15 protein-coding genes are annotated in these 15129 nt (G+C 67.8%); 13 read left to right on the top strand and 2 right to left on the bottom strand.

Annotated elements, in window-relative coordinates:
* Positions 1-2: 2 nt before the first annotated feature.
* Positions 3-731 carry a flagellar type III secretion system pore protein FliP gene (gene fliP, locus D6860_RS18050; protein WP_076622842.1) on the top strand — a complete coding sequence of 243 codons (729 nt, stop codon included), beginning with the start codon at positions 3-5 and terminating at the stop codon, positions 729-731.
* A 27-nt stretch (positions 732-758) separates the two neighbouring features.
* Here fliP and D6860_RS18045 read toward each other — a convergent pair whose 3' ends face one another.
* Positions 759-1694 (bottom strand): oxygen-dependent tRNA uridine(34) hydroxylase TrhO, encoded by a 936-nt coding sequence (locus D6860_RS18045; protein WP_076622841.1) that lies wholly within the window; start codon positions 1692-1694, stop codon positions 759-761.
* An 87-nt stretch (positions 1695-1781) separates the two neighbouring features.
* Here D6860_RS18045 and pncA point away from each other — a divergent pair, with 87 nt between their 5' ends.
* The 8 genes from pncA (at position 1782) to D6860_RS18005 (ending at position 10855) form a co-directional block, all read left to right on the top strand.
* Entirely contained in the window at positions 1782-2375 is a 594-nt protein-coding gene (pncA, locus tag D6860_RS18040; protein WP_076622840.1) for a bifunctional nicotinamidase/pyrazinamidase, read from the top strand.
* 80 nt (positions 2376-2455) lie between these two features.
* Positions 2456-4795 (top strand): response regulator, encoded by a 2340-nt coding sequence (locus D6860_RS18035; protein WP_229743277.1) that lies wholly within the window; start codon positions 2456-2458, stop codon positions 4793-4795.
* Positions 4732-6021, top strand: a complete 1290-nt coding sequence (gene pncB / locus D6860_RS18030; protein ID WP_076622838.1) for a nicotinate phosphoribosyltransferase — start codon at positions 4732-4734, stop codon at positions 6019-6021. The genes D6860_RS18035 and pncB overlap by 64 nt, the downstream gene beginning before the upstream one ends.
* 183 nt (positions 6022-6204) lie before the next feature.
* Positions 6205-7290 carry a histidinol-phosphate transaminase gene (hisC, locus tag D6860_RS18025; RefSeq protein ID WP_076622837.1) on the top strand — a complete coding sequence of 362 codons (1086 nt, stop codon included), beginning with the start codon at positions 6205-6207 and terminating at the stop codon, positions 7288-7290.
* Positions 7287-8195 carry a prephenate/arogenate dehydrogenase family protein gene (locus D6860_RS18020; RefSeq protein ID WP_017468719.1) on the top strand — a complete coding sequence of 303 codons (909 nt, stop codon included), beginning with the start codon at positions 7287-7289 and terminating at the stop codon, positions 8193-8195. Before hisC ends, D6860_RS18020 begins: the two co-directional genes overlap by 4 nt.
* A gap of 2 nt (positions 8196-8197) precedes the next feature.
* Positions 8198-9139: an extensin-like domain-containing protein gene (locus D6860_RS18015; protein ID WP_076622836.1), complete on the top strand. Its 942-nt coding sequence runs from the start codon at positions 8198-8200 to the stop codon at positions 9137-9139.
* Positions 9140-9195: 56 nt separating this feature from the next.
* Positions 9196-9603 carry a VOC family protein gene (locus tag D6860_RS18010; protein WP_076622835.1) on the top strand — a complete coding sequence of 136 codons (408 nt, stop codon included), beginning with the start codon at positions 9196-9198 and terminating at the stop codon, positions 9601-9603.
* A 199-nt stretch (positions 9604-9802) separates the two neighbouring features.
* Positions 9803-10855, top strand: a complete 1053-nt coding sequence (locus D6860_RS18005; protein ID WP_076622834.1) for a cytochrome-c peroxidase — start codon at positions 9803-9805, stop codon at positions 10853-10855.
* Between the two features lie 325 nt (positions 10856-11180).
* Here the strand turns inward: D6860_RS18005 and D6860_RS18000 are convergent, their stop codons facing one another.
* Entirely contained in the window at positions 11181-11741 is a 561-nt protein-coding gene (locus D6860_RS18000; RefSeq protein WP_076622833.1) for a TlpA disulfide reductase family protein, read from the bottom strand.
* Between the two features lie 22 nt (positions 11742-11763).
* On the opposite strand from D6860_RS18000, the gene argH reads away from it, so the two are divergent.
* The 4 genes from argH (at position 11764) to lysA (ending at position 15096) form a co-directional block, all read left to right on the top strand.
* Positions 11764-13155: an argininosuccinate lyase gene (gene argH / locus D6860_RS17995; RefSeq protein WP_076622832.1), complete on the top strand. Its 1392-nt coding sequence runs from the start codon at positions 11764-11766 to the stop codon at positions 13153-13155.
* The gene (locus D6860_RS17990; RefSeq protein ID WP_076622831.1) at positions 13152-13301 is read left to right on the top strand and encodes an argininosuccinate lyase; all 150 of its coding nucleotides are present in this window, start codon (positions 13152-13154) and stop codon (positions 13299-13301) included. Before argH ends, D6860_RS17990 begins: the two co-directional genes overlap by 4 nt.
* A gap of 5 nt (positions 13302-13306) precedes the next feature.
* The gene (locus D6860_RS17985; protein ID WP_308420245.1) at positions 13307-13618 is read left to right on the top strand and encodes a DUF2834 domain-containing protein; all 312 of its coding nucleotides are present in this window, start codon (positions 13307-13309) and stop codon (positions 13616-13618) included.
* A gap of 212 nt (positions 13619-13830) precedes the next feature.
* Entirely contained in the window at positions 13831-15096 is a 1266-nt protein-coding gene (gene lysA, locus D6860_RS17980) for a diaminopimelate decarboxylase (RefSeq protein ID WP_076625289.1), read from the top strand.
* The last annotated feature ends 33 nt before the right edge of the window (positions 15097-15129 follow it).

Here is a 15129-nt window from a genome sequence, read left to right as displayed (position 1 = left end):
CGATGCGTGCGGTGCTGCCGATCCTGCTCGCCGTGTCGCTCGCCTGGCCGGGTCCGGCCGCGGCGCAGGGCATATCCCTCGACCTGGGCGAGGGCGGCTCGGTGACGGCAGCCAGCATTCAGCTGATCGCGCTGATCACGCTCCTGAGCCTCGCGCCCGGCATCGCCATCATGGTGACCTGCTTTCCGTTCCTGGTCACGGTGCTCGCGATCCTGCGGCAGGCGATCGGGCTGCAGCAGTCGCCGCCGAACATGCTCATCGTGAGCCTCGCGCTCTTCCTCACCTATTTCGTGATGGAGCCGACCTTTACCGCGGCCTGGACCGACGGCCTGCAACCGCTCGTCGACGAGCAGATCGAGATCGACGAGGCCTTCGATCGGACCCTTGCCCCGTTTCGCGGCTTCATGGCCGCGCGCGTCGATCCCGACACATTCGCTGCGATGGCCGAGCTGAGACCGGACGCATCGGGGATGGCGCTCGCGCCCGAAGCCCCGCTCTCGGTGCTCATCCCCAGCTTCATGCTGTCCGAGATCGCCCGTGCCTTCCAGGTCGGTTTTCTCATCTTCCTGCCGTTCCTGATCATCGACCTCGTGGTCGCGGCGGTGCTGATGTCGATGGGCATGATGATGGTGCCGCCGGCGATCGTGTCGCTACCGTTCAAGCTGGCGTTCTTCGTGGTCGCCGACGGCTGGTCGCTGCTCGCGGGCGCGCTGGTCCGCAGCTACTTCTGAGCAGCCATGTCCACGGGGGGCAAGATGTCAGCCCCGGTCAGGGCCCAGGTCGTCGGGAACGTCGGCATGGAGGTGACGTTCACCCCGGGCGCGGGCCAGCGCGATCTGCTTCTGGCGCTCGCGGAACCGGGCCTTGTCCTCCTCCGAGGTCTCGTCGATGCACTGGTGGCAGGACACGCCATGCTCGTACTCGGGGCGGTCGCGGTCTTCGGGCAGGATCGGGCGGCGGCAGGCATGGCAGAGCAGATGCGGCCCCTCGCGAAGCCCGTGCTCGACCGAGACGCGGCCGTCGAAAACGAAGCAGCTGCCCTGCCAGGCGCTCCGGTCCTCCGGCACTTCCTCGAGGTATTTCAGGATGCCGCCCTTGAGATGGTAGACCTCCTCGACGCCCTGGCCGAGCAGCCAGTTCGTGGATTTCTCGCACCGGATGCCGCCGGTGCAGAACATGGCGATGCGCTTGTTGTGGAAGCGCGCCTTGTTCTCTTCCCACCACTGCGGGAAGTCGCGAAAGCTTTCGGTCTGCGGGTCGACGGCCCCCTCGAAGGTGCCAATGGCGACCTCGTAGTCGTTGCGCGTGTCGATCACCGCCACGTCCGGCGAGCGGATCAGCTCGTTCCACTCGGAGGGCTCGACGTAATGGCCGACGCGGGCGCGGGGGTCCACGTCGGGCTGGCCCATGGTGACGATCTCGCGCTTCAGCCGCACCTTCATGCGGGCAAAGGGCCGTTCGCTGGCGGTCGAGAGCTTCCACTCGAGCCCCTCGCAGCCCGGCAGCGCCCGCAGATGCGCCAGCACCGCGTCGATCCCGGCACGTGGCCCCGCGACGGTTCCGTTGAGACCTTCGTGGGCGAGCAGCAGCGTTCCGGTGACTTCTTCGGCGCGGCAAAGGGCCAGAAGCGGCTCCCGCAGGGCAGCGGGGTCGTCGAACCGGGTGAAATGGTAAAGGGCGCAGACCGTGAACATGCGCGACGAGATACGCCTTGCATCGTCGCGGGGCAAGCGTGAGGATCGCCGCATCCATAACGTGTTGCCACAGCGAAAGGATCGCCCATGCATGCGCTTGTCGTGATCGATGTCCAGAATGACTTCTGCCCGGGCGGCGCGCTGGCCGTCACCGGCGGAGACGAGATCATCGCGCCCATCAACGCAATGATGGCCGAGTTCGACGCCGTCGTCCTGACACAGGACTGGCACCCTGCCGGGCATTCCTCTTTCGCGACCGGTCACCCCGGCAAGGCCCCGTTCGACACGGTCGAGATGGACTACGGCACGCAGGTGCTCTGGCCCGAGCATTGCGTGCAGGGCGGAGCGGGCGCGGCCTTTCATCCGGAGCTCGAGACCGACCGGGCCGAGCTCATCATCCGCAAGGGGTTCCGCCCCGCCATCGACAGCTATTCGGCGTTTTTCGAGAACGATCACGTCACGCCGACCGGGTTGGAAGGCTACCTGCGTACGCGCGGCATCGAGCGCCTCACCCTCGTGGGCCTCGCGACCGATTTCTGCGTGGCCTTCTCCGCCATCGACGCCGCGCGGCTCGGGTTCGAGGTCACCGTCGCCGAAGGCGCCTGCCGTGGGATCGATCTCGATGGCTCGCTCGCGGCGGCGCGCGACAGCATGGCGGCGGCCGGTGTCGTCCTGGCCTGACACGTGTGCAGCTTTTTGCCTTGTGCCGCTCGGCGTCTGTGACAAAGAGGATCTGCAGCTCCTGACATGACGAAATGACGATGACGGAACGACAGTCCCTCGCCCGGTTCGAGGCCGAGAACAGCCCGGAGGGTCTTCTGCGGCGCTATGCGCGGGGGCGTGTGCGCCATTTCGTGCCCCGTCAGATCGCAACGGTTGCGGGGTCGCTGGCGCTCGCCCTGCTGGTTTCCCTGGACGTGGCCTTTCTGGCCGCCGGCCTTGCACTGCTTGGCGAGTTCATCGATTGCGCGGTCCTCTACCGCGTGCCGGCGCTGCTCGACCGGAAGGTGCCGATGCGGCGCCTCTACCTGTTGAGCGCGCTGACCGCCGGGTTTCAGGCCATCACCATCGCCGCGACGGTCCTGATTGCACAGTGGACGGCTCTGACCGGCGAGGCGTCCCTGTTCAGTTTCGCCTTTCTCGCGGCGGCGGTGCTGAACGCAGGCGTCGTCCAGCGGTATCACCCGCTTGCCACCAACATCCGCAACACGATCTACGGCCTGACCGCCATCGCCGGATTCGGGGTCGAGATGCTGAACGGGGAAAGCGGCGAGGGGCTTGTCTACAATGCCTTCGGGCTGGCGATGCTCGCGTTCATCGCCTACGTCTTCCTGCGTTTCGTCGACGGAGCCGACCGCCGCAGGTTCGAGGATAGCCGCAACCTTCTGGTCGGGCAGGAAGCGCTCGAGAGGGCCATCGAGGAGCTGCGCGTGTCGCAGGCGGAGGCGCGGCAGCTCGCGCTTGTCGCGCGTCACGCCAATGACGCGGTCATGCTGCTGGACTCGGATCATCGCATTCTCTGGGTGAACGAAGGGTTCACGCGGATGAAGGGCTACACACCGGAAGAGGTTCTGGGCCAGACACCGACCGAGGTCCTGGCTGCGCCCGGAAGCGACCGGGGCCAGCTGGAGGATGTCGCCCGCACGACCATCGCGGGACAGTCTGTCCGCTACGAGATCCTGAACCGGACCAAGGACGGGCGCGAAATCTGGGTCGAGGCCGCCTTTGCGCCGATCCTCACGCCGGACGGCGGGGTCGAGAAGGTGATCGTCATCGAGCGGGACATCACTGAAGCCAAGCTCCGAGCGCAGGAACTGGCCGAAGCGAGAGACCGCGCCGAGGCGGGGGCGCGAGCCAAGGCGGCATTTCTCGCCACGATGAGCCACGAGATCCGGACCCCCATGAACGGGATCATCGGCATGTCCGACCTGCTGGCGGAGGAGCCGCTGAGCGACCAGCAGAAGCTCTATGCCCGCACCATGCGCAACTCGGCCGAAGCGCTGTTGAAGATCATCAACGACATCCTCGACTACTCGAAGCTCGAGGCCGACAAGCTGCCGATCGTCGCCGAGCCGTTTTCGCTGGCCGACTGCATCCGCGACGCGGCTGGCATCCTGAAACCGCAGGCCCGGGAAAAGGGGCTTTTTCTCGATATCTGCCACGAAACGCCTTTGCCGGCGCTGGTCATCGGCGACAGCGGGCGGTTGCGGCAGATCCTGATCAACCTGCTGGCCAATGCCATCAAGTTCACGTCCTCGGGCGGGGTGACGGTGACCAGCCGCGTGACACCGGGAGACGCGTTCGTCGATATCGCGGTTAAGGTCGCGGACACCGGCATCGGGGTGGCTCCGGAAGGGGCCGGCCGGATTTTCGAGCGCTTCGAACAGGCGGATGCCGAAACCACCCGCGAACATGGCGGCACCGGGCTGGGGCTGGCGATCTCGCGCCAGCTTGCCCGGCGGATGGGTGGAGACCTGCGTCTTCTGCCGCCCGACGGGCCCGGCGCCGCCTTCGAGCTGACGCTGCGGCTTGCGCGCGTCGATGTCGGGGCCGAAGAGGCACCCGAGCCGTCGGTGCAGGAGGCCGAGAGCGTCGGGCCGATGCGCCTGCTTCTGGTCGAGGACAATGCCACCAACCGGTTGCTCGTGCAGCGCTATCTCGAGGGCGAGGGGATCGAGGTGACCGAGGCCGAGGACGGCGGGGTGGCGGTCGACCTCGCGCAGCGCCTCGCGCCCGACGTCATCCTGATGGACATGTCGATGCCGGTGCTCGACGGGCTCGAGGCGACCCGGCGGATCCGCGCGGCCGGGGGGCCGCGGCCGTGGATCATCGCGCTTACGGCGAACGCCTTCGACAGCGACCGGGAAGCCTGCCTTGCCGCCGGAATGGACGACTTCCTCGCCAAGCCGCTTCGAAAAACCGCGCTTCTGACGGCACTTGCGCATATTCCGCGCCAAGGCGAGGGGGAGAAAGCACTTGGCTCTTCGGCGCCGGATGGCGTATCAGGGGCCCCGACGTCATCGGATGAGGCCCCGACTTGGAAATCGCGACAAGAGTCTGGAACCACAAGTGGAAGATCGACCCGATCGTCCGCTCGCTGATCGACACCGATTTCTACAAGCTCCTCATGTGCCAGTCGGTGTTCCACAACCGGCCCGACGTGAAGGTGACCTTCAGCCTCATCAACCGCTCGTCGCAGGTGCCGCTCGCGCGGCTCATCGACGAGGGAGAACTGCGCGAGCAGCTCGACCACATCCGCTCGCTGTCGCTGACCCGGGGGGAAAGCACCTGGCTGCGCGGCAACACCTTCTACGGCAAGCGCCAGATGTTCCGCCCCGACTTCATGGAGTGGTTCGAGAACCTGCAGCTGCCACCCTATTTCCTCGAGCGCGTCGGCGACCAGTACGAGCTGACCTTCGAAGGCTCCTGGCCCGAGGTCATGCTCTGGGAGATCCCGGCGCTCGCGGTGCTGATGGAGCTGCGCAGCCGCGCCGTGCTCGACGACATGAAGCGCTTCGAGCTGCAGGTTCTCTATGCCCGCGCGGCCACGAAACTCTGGGAAAAGGTCGAACGCCTGCGCGAGGTCCCGGGCCTGCGCATCGCCGATTTCGGCACCCGCCGCCGGCACAGCTTCCTGTGGCAGGACTGGTGCGTTCAGGCGATGGTCGAGGGGCTGGGTGCGGGGTTCACCGGCACGTCGAACTGCCTGATCGCCAAGAACCGCGACCTCGAGGCGATCGGGACCAACGCGCACGAGCTGCCCATGGTCTATGCCGCGCTCGCCGAGGACGACGAGACGCTCGCGCGGGCCCCCTACGACGTGCTGGCGGACTGGCACGAGGAGCACGAGGGCAACCTGAGGATCATCCTGCCCGACACCTACGGCACCGAGGGCTTCCTCGAGCATGCGCCGGACTGGCTGGCCGGCTGGACCGGCATCCGCATCGACAGCGGTGATCCGGTGCGCGGTGCCGAGAATGCCATCGCCTGGTGGAAGGCGCGTGGCGAGGACCCGATGCAGAAGCTGGTGATCTTTTCCGACGGGCTCGACGAGGACAAGATCCTCGAGCTCTACGAGATGTTCCATCGCCGTGTCCGGGTCTCCTTCGGCTGGGGGACGCTGCTCACCAACGATTTCCGCGGGCTCGCGCCCGACGATGCGCTCGCCCCGTTCAGCCTTGTCTGCAAGGCAGTCAGCGCCAACGGCCGCCCGACGGTCAAGCTCTCGGACAATCCGAACAAGGCGATGGGCCCGGCCGATGAGATCGCGCGCTACAAGCGGGTGTTCCACGTCGGCAAGCAGGAGCGCCGCGAGGTCGTGGTCTGATCAAGCCGCCGCGCTGCCGCTGAGACGGGGCAAAGATTTTTCGTCCGAAAAATCTTCGACACTTGGGGGATGGCGCAAAAAAGTTCGGACGAACTTTTTTCCGGCAGGGGGCGGCGTGGTCGAGGGTGGTCTTGTCCGGGCACGCGGGCTAGAAGGGCGCGGCATCAACTCTGAGGACGCACAATGGCTGGCATCGAACCGCAGCCCGGCATCATGGAGATCGCGCTCTACCAGGGCGGCAAGTCGAGCGTCGAGGGCGTGTCCAACGTCGTCAAGCTCAGCTCCAACGAGAACCCCTTCGGACCGTCGCCGGCCGCGCAGGAAGCGGTGCGCCGCGTGGTGCACGAGATGCATCGCTACCCGTCGACCGACCACGCCTCGCTGCGCGGCGCCATCGCCGAGGCGCACGGGCTGGACGCCGCACGGATCATCTGCGGCGTGGGCTCGGACGAGGTGCTGCAGTTCCTCTGCCACGGCTATGCCGGCGAAGGCGACGAGGTGATCCACACCGAGCACGGCTTCGCGATGTATCGCATCCTCGCGCATGCGGTCGGCGCCACCCCGGTCGAGGTGGCCGAGCGCGAGCGCGTGGTCTGCGTCGACAACATCCTCGCGGCCTGCAACGACCGCACGAAGCTCGTGTTCATCGCCAACCCGAACAACCCCACGGGCACGATGATCGGGCTGGCCGAGATCGAGCGGCTGGCCGACAACCTGCCGCCGCAGGCGATCCTGGTGCTCGACGGGGCCTATGCCGAATACGTCGAGGGCTACGACGGCGGCGCCCGCCTGGTCGAGGCGCGCGACAACGTGGTAATGACGCGGACCTTCTCGAAGCTCTACGGGCTGGGCGGCATGAGGGTCGGCTGGGGCTACGCGCCGCAGGCGATCATCGACGTGCTGAACCGCATCCGGCAGCCGTTCAACCTCTCGACCGTGGCCATCGCCGCCGCCGAGGCGGCGATCCGCGACACCTCCTACGTCGAGAAGAGCCGCGAGGAGAACACCCGCCTGCGCGCCTGGCTTGCCGAGGCGCTGGCGGAGCATGGCGTGCCCTCGGATTCCTCGACCGCGAATTTCGTGCTGGCGCGTTTCGCCGACGCCGACGAGGCCGCGGCCTGCGATGCCTACCTCCAGACGCAGGGCATCCTCGTCCGCCGTGTCACCGGCTACAAGCTGCCCGCCGCGCTGCGCATCACCGTGGGCGACGAGGCGTCGTGCCGCCGGGTCGCGCATTGCATCGGCCTGTTCAAGGCGGGCGAGCGATGACCTACCGCAAGGTTGCCCTGATCGGTCTCGGGCTGATCGCCTCGTCGATGTACTGGGCGATGAAGCGGGCCGGGATGGAGACCCATGTCTCGGGCTACGCGCGCAGCGAGAAGACGCGCGAGACCGCCCGCCGGCTCGGCCTCTGCGACGTGGTCTGCGACAGCCTCGAAGAGGTCGTGAAGGACGCCGACCTCGTGGTGCTGGCGGTGCCGGTGGGCGCCATGGGCGGCATCGCCGAGACCATCGCGCCTCACCTCAAGCCTGGCGCCACGGTGACCGACGTGGGCTCGGTCAAGCGCGCGGTGATCGAGGCGGTGCGTCCGCACATCCCCGAGGGCGTGCACTTCGTGCCGGCCCACCCAATGGCCGGGACCGAGCATTCCGGCCCCGATTCGGGCTTTGCCTCGCTCTTCGACAACCGCTGGTGCCTGATCGTGCCCGACGGTGCCCCGGACGCGGCCACCGCGGCGCTCGAGGACTTCTGGCATGCACTCGGCGCCAACACCGAGCGCATGGACGTGCAGCATCACGATCTCGTCTGCGCGGTGGTGAGCCACATCCCGCACCTGATCGCCTACACGATGGTCGGCGTGGCCGATGACCTGCGGCGCGTCTCGGATCAGGAGGTCATCAAGTTCTCGGCGGCGGGCTTCCGCGATTTCACCCGGATCGCGGCGAGCGACCCGACCATGTGGCGCGACGTCTTCCTGACCAACAAGGAGGCGACCCTCGAGATCCTCGGGCGCTTCACCGAAGAGCTCTTCGCGTTGCAGCGGGCGATCCGGACCGGCGATGGCGACACGCTTTTCGACTATTTCACCCATACACGCGAGATCCGTCGTGGTATCCTCCAGGCGGGGCAGGACACCGAGGCCCCGGACTTCGGGCGGATCAGGAAAGAGTGACGATGCGGATGTTTCGGGTTTCGGCAGTGCTGGCAGTCCTCGCGACACAGGCTCTCGCCGCTCCGCCCGAAACCTCGCCGCGTCCGCCGATGACGGCCGATCCGCTACCCCGTGGCGCCGTGGTCGCCGTCCTTCCGGCCGCTGCGCGCGCCGTATCCCTCGAAGCCGATCCCGTGACCGCGCAGATCCGACCGCAGTCGCGCCCGGCTGGACTGGCGGCGCTGTTCCACGACAGCCTTGCGCGTGAACTCGAGGCAGCCGGTGTGCCGGGCTTCGTTCCCGAGGCAGCGGCGCTGGGTATCGCGCGGGCGCAGGCCTTCGCCGCCCGCTCGCCGCAGGCCATCGCGCTGTCGCTGCGTCCGCTTCTGCGCCCGAAGGCGATGGTCGAGCGGGTCATGGCCAAGCGCCGGATGCGGGCGAGGGGGGCCGTCTGCGGCGACATCGACCTGCAGGGTGAAAGCGTCGGCTTCGTGCCGGGTCGCATCTCGGCCTGCGGTATCCGCGACGCGGTCGAACTGCGCGCGGTCTCCGGCGTTGCCCTCAGCCAGTCCGCGCTGATGGATTGCACCACCGCGAAGACGCTGAAGCACTGGGTCGAGCGCGGCCTCAAGCCTGCCGTGGGCGGCCAGGGCGGCGGCGTGTCCGGGCTGCGGGTGGCAGCGCATTACGCCTGCCGGACGCGCAACAACCAGCCGGGTGGCAAGGTCAGCGAGCACGGCAAGGGCCGGGCCATCGACATCTCGGGGGTCGTCCTGCGCGACGGCAGCGAGATCAGCGTGCTGCGCGACTGGGGCGGCGGTCGCAAGGGGCGCGCGCTGCGCCAGATGCACAGCACCGCCTGCGGTCCGTTCGGCACGGTGCTCGGCCCCGGGTCGGACGGGTATCACCGCGATCACCTGCATTTCGACACGGCGCGCTACCGTAGCGGCTCCTACTGCCGCTGAGCGCGCTTGCCTTGCGCCGCGCGCCGCCGCACCCTGTCGCGCGGGAGGAACCGTTCATGAAGCTCACGTTGCACCACATCAACCTGTCGACCGAGAAGGTCGGCGAGATGACCGACTTCTATCGCCGCGTCCTGTGCCTGCAGGACACCGAGGAAGACATCCCGGTGCTGGAAAAGGACAAGGGCTATTCCGGCGAGGTGGGCTTCGTCTGGGATGGCGCGGTGCAGGTCCACCTTGCCGAAAAGGACGTGATGGCAGGCTTCAAGACCGGCCAGATCGTCAACCCGCTGGTGCGCGGCCACATCGCCTATCGCACCGACGACCTCGATGCCTTCAAGGCCCATCTCGACGCGCAGGGCGTGCCCTATTCCGACTGGGCCCACGCGGCGGTGAAGGGCTGGCGGCAGATCTTCTTCTACGATCCCGACGGCAACATCGTCGAGGTCCACGAGGTGGTCGACTGAATCCGAGGGCGCGCGCCGGGCGCGCTGGCGGAAAGGTTAAACAAAGACTATTCTTTACAAGGCGTTGATGGAGACTTTTCGAGATCCGACCGCAGGTCAGGCGAGCGGATTTGTCATGGATCAAGGACTGGCCTGTCAGAACTTATAACCGTTCTAAGCGGAGACGCGCGGCACTCACCCGGCCCTTACGGAGACTGGCATGCAACGCATATACGCCCCGACACTCACAGCTCTCGCCCTCGGCCTGACCGCCCAGGGCGCCACCGCGCAGGATTTGCGCGCTGATGCGCTCGACTACTTCTCGGCGCTGCCCTCGACCACCCCGGCAGTCCACGACAACCCGATCACCCCCGAGAAGATCGCGCTCGGAAAGGCGCTGTTCTTCGATCCCCGCATGTCCGCGTCGGGGGTCTTTTCCTGCAACTCCTGCCACAACCTCGCCACCGGCGGGGATGACAACCTCGAGACCTCGATCGGCCACGGCTGGCAGAAAGGGCCGCGCAATGCGCCGACGGTCCTGAACGCGGTCTTCAACGACGCCCAGTTCTGGGACGGGCGTGCCGCCGACCTCGCCGAACAGGCCAAGGGACCGGTGCAGGCCGGGGTCGAGATGGCCAATACGCCGGACAACGTCATCGCCACGCTGACCTCGATGCCGCAATACGTCGACTGGTTCGGCGCGTCCTTCCCCGAGCAGACAGAGCCCGTCACCTTCGACAACTTCGCCAAGGCGATCGAGGCCTACGAAGCGACCCTGCTGACGCCCTCGCCGTTCGATGCCTGGCTCAACGGCAACGACGACGCCATGACCGGCCAGCAGGTTGCCGGGCTTCAGACCTTCATGGATGCCGGATGCGCCTCCTGCCACAACGGGATCAATCTTGGTGGCAACGGCTATTATCCCTTCGGCCTCATCGAGAAGCCGGGCGCCGACGTGCTGCCGGCGGGTGACAAGGGCCGCTTCGCGGTGACCGACACGGTGGACGACGAGTACGTGTTCCGGGCCGCGCCGCTGCGCAACATCGCGGTGACCGCGCCCTATTTCCACTCGGGCAAGGTCTGGGATCTGACCACTGCCGTCGAAATCATGGCCAGCTCTCAGCTGGGGGCGGAGCTCTCCGAAGGCGAGGTGACCGACATCGTGGCCTTTCTCGGTGCGCTGACCGGCGAGGTGCCGGAGGTGGTCTACCCGATCCTGCCGGCCGAGACGGCTGAGACGCCACGCCCCTCGGGTGCCGTCCTGCCCGACTGAACCCACGCGGTCCGGACCGGGTCGCATCGACGCCGCAGCGAGGCCAGAAGGGATGCCCGGCCAGATGGCCTGTGATGCCAGGGGTCGGCGACATGGTTCGCCGACCGATCGCAGCGGGCCCGGCATGAATGGACACGCGGCCTTGGTGGACGTGTCATGAGTGTCGCTTGTCAAGCGGCAGGGACATTGCCGGAGCGGCGGGGATAACCGCTCGCGGCGGCTCATGCTGCCGCCTCGCAGGCGCGCTGCGCCCTCGATGGGGTTCGCATGGTAACGAGTGCGCGGGGCAGGGAGGCCTGCCCCGCCTGTTCCTGTAACTGCCCTGTCAGCCTTCGGCCCCGAGCAGTGCCGAGATCACTGCCTTCGCCGGCTCGGAATCCCATGCCGCATCGCCCTGCAGTCGCGCCACCTCCTGCCCCTCGGGGTTCAGGATCACCGTGATCGGAAGCCCGAGCACGCCCATCTCGCGGGCGAGCTTCGAGCCCGGGTCGCGGTGCAGCGGCAGGTTGTCGACGCCGATCTCCGAGAAGAACTCCTTCATCGCCGGCGGCGGATTGCGTCCGGTGGCGATGGTCACGACCTCGAAGCGGTCGCCGCCCAGCGTCTTCTGCAACTCGGCGAGCGCCGGCATCTCCTCGCGGCAGGGGGCGCACCAGGTGGCCCAGAAGTTGACCAGCACCCATTTGCCGTTCCAGTCGGACAGCGACAGCGGGTCGCCGTCGAAGGTGATGAACTCCGCCGTGCCGGCGTCCTGCGGCTCGGAGTGGAAGTTCAGCTTCTTCATGTCGCCGTCGCGAAGCGCCTCGGCCGCCTGCACATCGGCCATCGCCGGATTTGCAAGCGCCGTGGTGGCGGTATAGAGGAGCGCGAGCGCCAGTTTTCTCATTGTCCCTCCCGGAGTGTCGAACATGTCGGACAAAACCTCGAACCAGATGTGGGGCGGCCGCTTCGCCGCAGGGCCGGATGCGATCATGGAGGCGATCAACGCCTCGATCGGGTTCGACAAGCGGCTTGCGGCGCAGGATATCGCCGGCTCGAGGGCCCATGCCGCCATGCTGGCGGCACAAGGCATCATCAGTGATAGCGACGCCGAGGTCATTCGGGAAGGTCTGCTCACGGTTCTGTCAGAGATCGAGGGCGGCACCTTCGAATTCTCCACCGCGCTGGAAGACATCCACATGAACGTCGAGGCGCGCCTGAAGCAGATCGTCGGCGAGCCCGCCGGCCGCCTGCACACGGCCCGCTCGCGCAACGACCAGGTCGCGACCGACTTCAAACTCTGGGTGCGCGACCAGTTCGACGCCTTCGAGAGCGGCCTGCTGGCGCTGATCCGCGCGCTCGTGACGCAGGCCGAGACCGGCGCCGACTGGGTGATGCCGGGCTTCACCCACCTGCAGACCGCGCAGCCGGTGACCTGGGGCCATCACATGCTCGCCTACGTCGAGATGTTCGCCCGCGATCTCTCCCGGGTCCGCGACGGTCGCAAGCGCATGAACGAATGCCCGCTCGGCGCGGCGGCGCTCGCCGGCACCGGCTTCGCCATCGACCGCCACATGACCGCCGAGACGCTCGGCTTCGACCGGCCGGCGGCGAACTCGCTCGACGCGGTGTCCGACCGCGACTTCGCGCTGGAGTTCCTCGGCACCGCGAGCATCTGCGCCATGCACCTGTCGCGCTTCGCCGAAGAGCTGGTGATCTGGTCGTCGGCGCAGTTCCGCTTCGTGGCGCTGTCCGACCGCTTCTCGACCGGCTCCTCGATCATGCCGCAGAAGAAGAACCCCGACGCCGCCGAGCTGATCCGCGCCAAGATCGGCCGCATCTTCGGGGCGAACGTGGCGCTGATGACGGTGATGAAGGGGCTGCCGCTGGCCTATTCCAAGGACATGCAGGAGGACAAGGAGCAGGTCTTCGACGCCGCCGACAACCTGATGCTGGCGCTTGCAGCGATGGAGGGCATGGTCCGCGACATGCAGGGCAACCGCGACGCGCTCGAGGCCGCCGCCTCGGCCGGCTTCTCGACCGCCACCGACCTCGCCGACTGGCTGGTGCGCGAGACCGGCCTGCCGTTCCGCGAGGCGCACCACGTGACCGGCAGCCTCGTCGCCATGGCCGAGAAACAGGGCTGCGACCTGCCGGACCTGTCACTCCAGGACATGCGGTCGGTCAGCGGCGCGATCACCGAGGGTATCTATGACGTGCTCGGTGTGCATAATTCCGTGGCAAGCCGCCTGAGCTACGGCGGCACGGCCCCCGAGCGCGTCCGCGAGCAGGTGGCCCGCTGGAAGGAGATCCTCGGATGACACGCCGCCTCGCCGCCTTCGCCTTCTTCGCCCTCGTCGCCGCCTGCGGCGCCGACGGCGACCCGGTCCCGCCCAAGCCCGACCCCGCGCCCGAGCCGGGCCTGACGATCACCGGCAGCGCCGAGATGGGGATCGCGAGCCGGTGAGGCGCCTGCGCCTCCGGCACCTCTGGCTGGCGCTGGCGCTCTGGGGCGCGCTGCACCCGATGGTGCATTTCGTGACATGGCTGTCGGGCAATGGCTGGTCGCTGCCCGGCATGGTCGCGGCGTGGCACGCCAACGCCGCCACCACCGGTCTCACCTGGGACCTGGCGATCGCCGCCACCGTCCTCACCCTCTGGGTCCTCGCCGAGGTCGCGGTGCGCCGCAACTGGGCGGCCCTGCTGGCCATCCCTGCCACCCTGTTGATCGGCGTAAGCTGCGGCCTGCCGCTCTACCTCTGGTTCCGCTCCCGCCCGGTCTGACCGAAAGCCGCTCCCCGGCGACCTCCGCAAGGCGGAAGCCCCACAGCGCCACGCCCGCCGCTTCTTCTCTTTCCAAATACCCTCGGGGGTGAATGCGGCGCAGCCGCAGAGGGGGCAGAGCCCCCGCGACGCCGACCACCCCGACCGCCGCCGGGGGCTGGCGCGGACGCCCGCCTTGCGCTATGGCGGCGCGAGCAGTGCTGGAGGCCGTTTTGGACCATTTTCTCTATCGTGACGGGCAGCTCTTTGCCGAGGACGTGCCGGTGGCCGAGATCGCCGCCGCCGTCGGCACGCCGGTCTACATCTATTCCACCGCGACGCTCCTGCGGCACTACCGGCTCTTCGACGAGGCGCTGAGCTGGGGGCCGCATCTGGTCTGCTACGCGATGAAGGCCGCCTCGAACCAGGCGATCCTCAAGACGCTGGCCGAGGCCGGCGCCGGCATGGACGTGGTTTCGGGCGGCGAATACGCGCGTGCGAAGGCGGCGGGCGTGCCCGGTGAAAGGATCGTTTTCTCCGGCGTCGGCAAGACCCGCGAGGAGATCCGCACCGCGCTCGAGGGCGGCATCCGCCAGTTCAACATCGAGAGCGAGCCCGAGATGCGGGTGATCTCCGAGGTCGCCGCGTCGATGGGCGTCATCGCTCCGGTGACCGTCCGGGTGAACCCTGACGTCGACGCGAAGACCCACGCCAAGATTGCCACCGGCAAGAGCGAGAACAAGTTCGGCATCCCGATCGCCCGCGCCCGCGAGGTCTACGCCGAGGCGGCCCGGCTGCCGGGTCTCAAGGTGATCGGCATCGACGTGCACATCGGTTCGCAACTCACCGACCTCGAGCCCTTTGCCATGGCCTACCGCAAGGTGGCGGAGCTGACCGAGACCTTGCGCGGCGACGGCCACGAGATCTCGCGGCTCGACCTCGGCGGCGGCCTCGGCATCCCCTACACCCGCAGCAACGAGGCGCCGCCGCTGCCGCTGGAATACGGCGCGATGATCGAGCGCGAGCTGGGCCATCTCGGCTGCGAGATCGAGATCGAGCCGGGGCGGCTCATCGCCGGCAACGCGGGCATCCTCGTCAGCCGGGTGATCTACCTGAAAGAGGGCGAGGGCCGCAATTTCCTCATCCTCGACGCGGCGATGAACGACCTCATCCGCCCGGCGATGTACGAGGCGCACCACGACATCGTGCCGGTGTCCGAGGCCGCGCCCGGCGTCGAGCAGCAGCCCTTCGACGTGGTCGGGCCGGTCTGCGAAAGCGGCGACACCTTCGCCAGGGCGCGCGATCTCGCGCCGCTCGCGCCGGACGATCTCGTCGCCTTCCGGTCCGCCGGCGCCTACGGCGCGGTGATGGCGAGCGAGTACAATACGCGGGCACTGATCCCCGAGGTTCTGGTGAAAGACGATCAATTCGCCGTCATTCGCCCGAGACCAAGCTTTGACGACATCATAAACCGCGATAGCCTTCCCGAGTGGCTGTAGGGCATCTGTCCTGCGGCCCAGGCTGCAGGAGAC

The organism is Salipiger sp. D13 (assembly GCF_003703915.1).
GTDB classification, from domain to species: domain Bacteria; phylum Pseudomonadota; class Alphaproteobacteria; order Rhodobacterales; family Rhodobacteraceae; genus Salipiger; species Salipiger profundus.
Note: the sequence above shows the minus strand (reverse complement) of the source record. Positions and strands in the feature narration are given on the sequence as shown.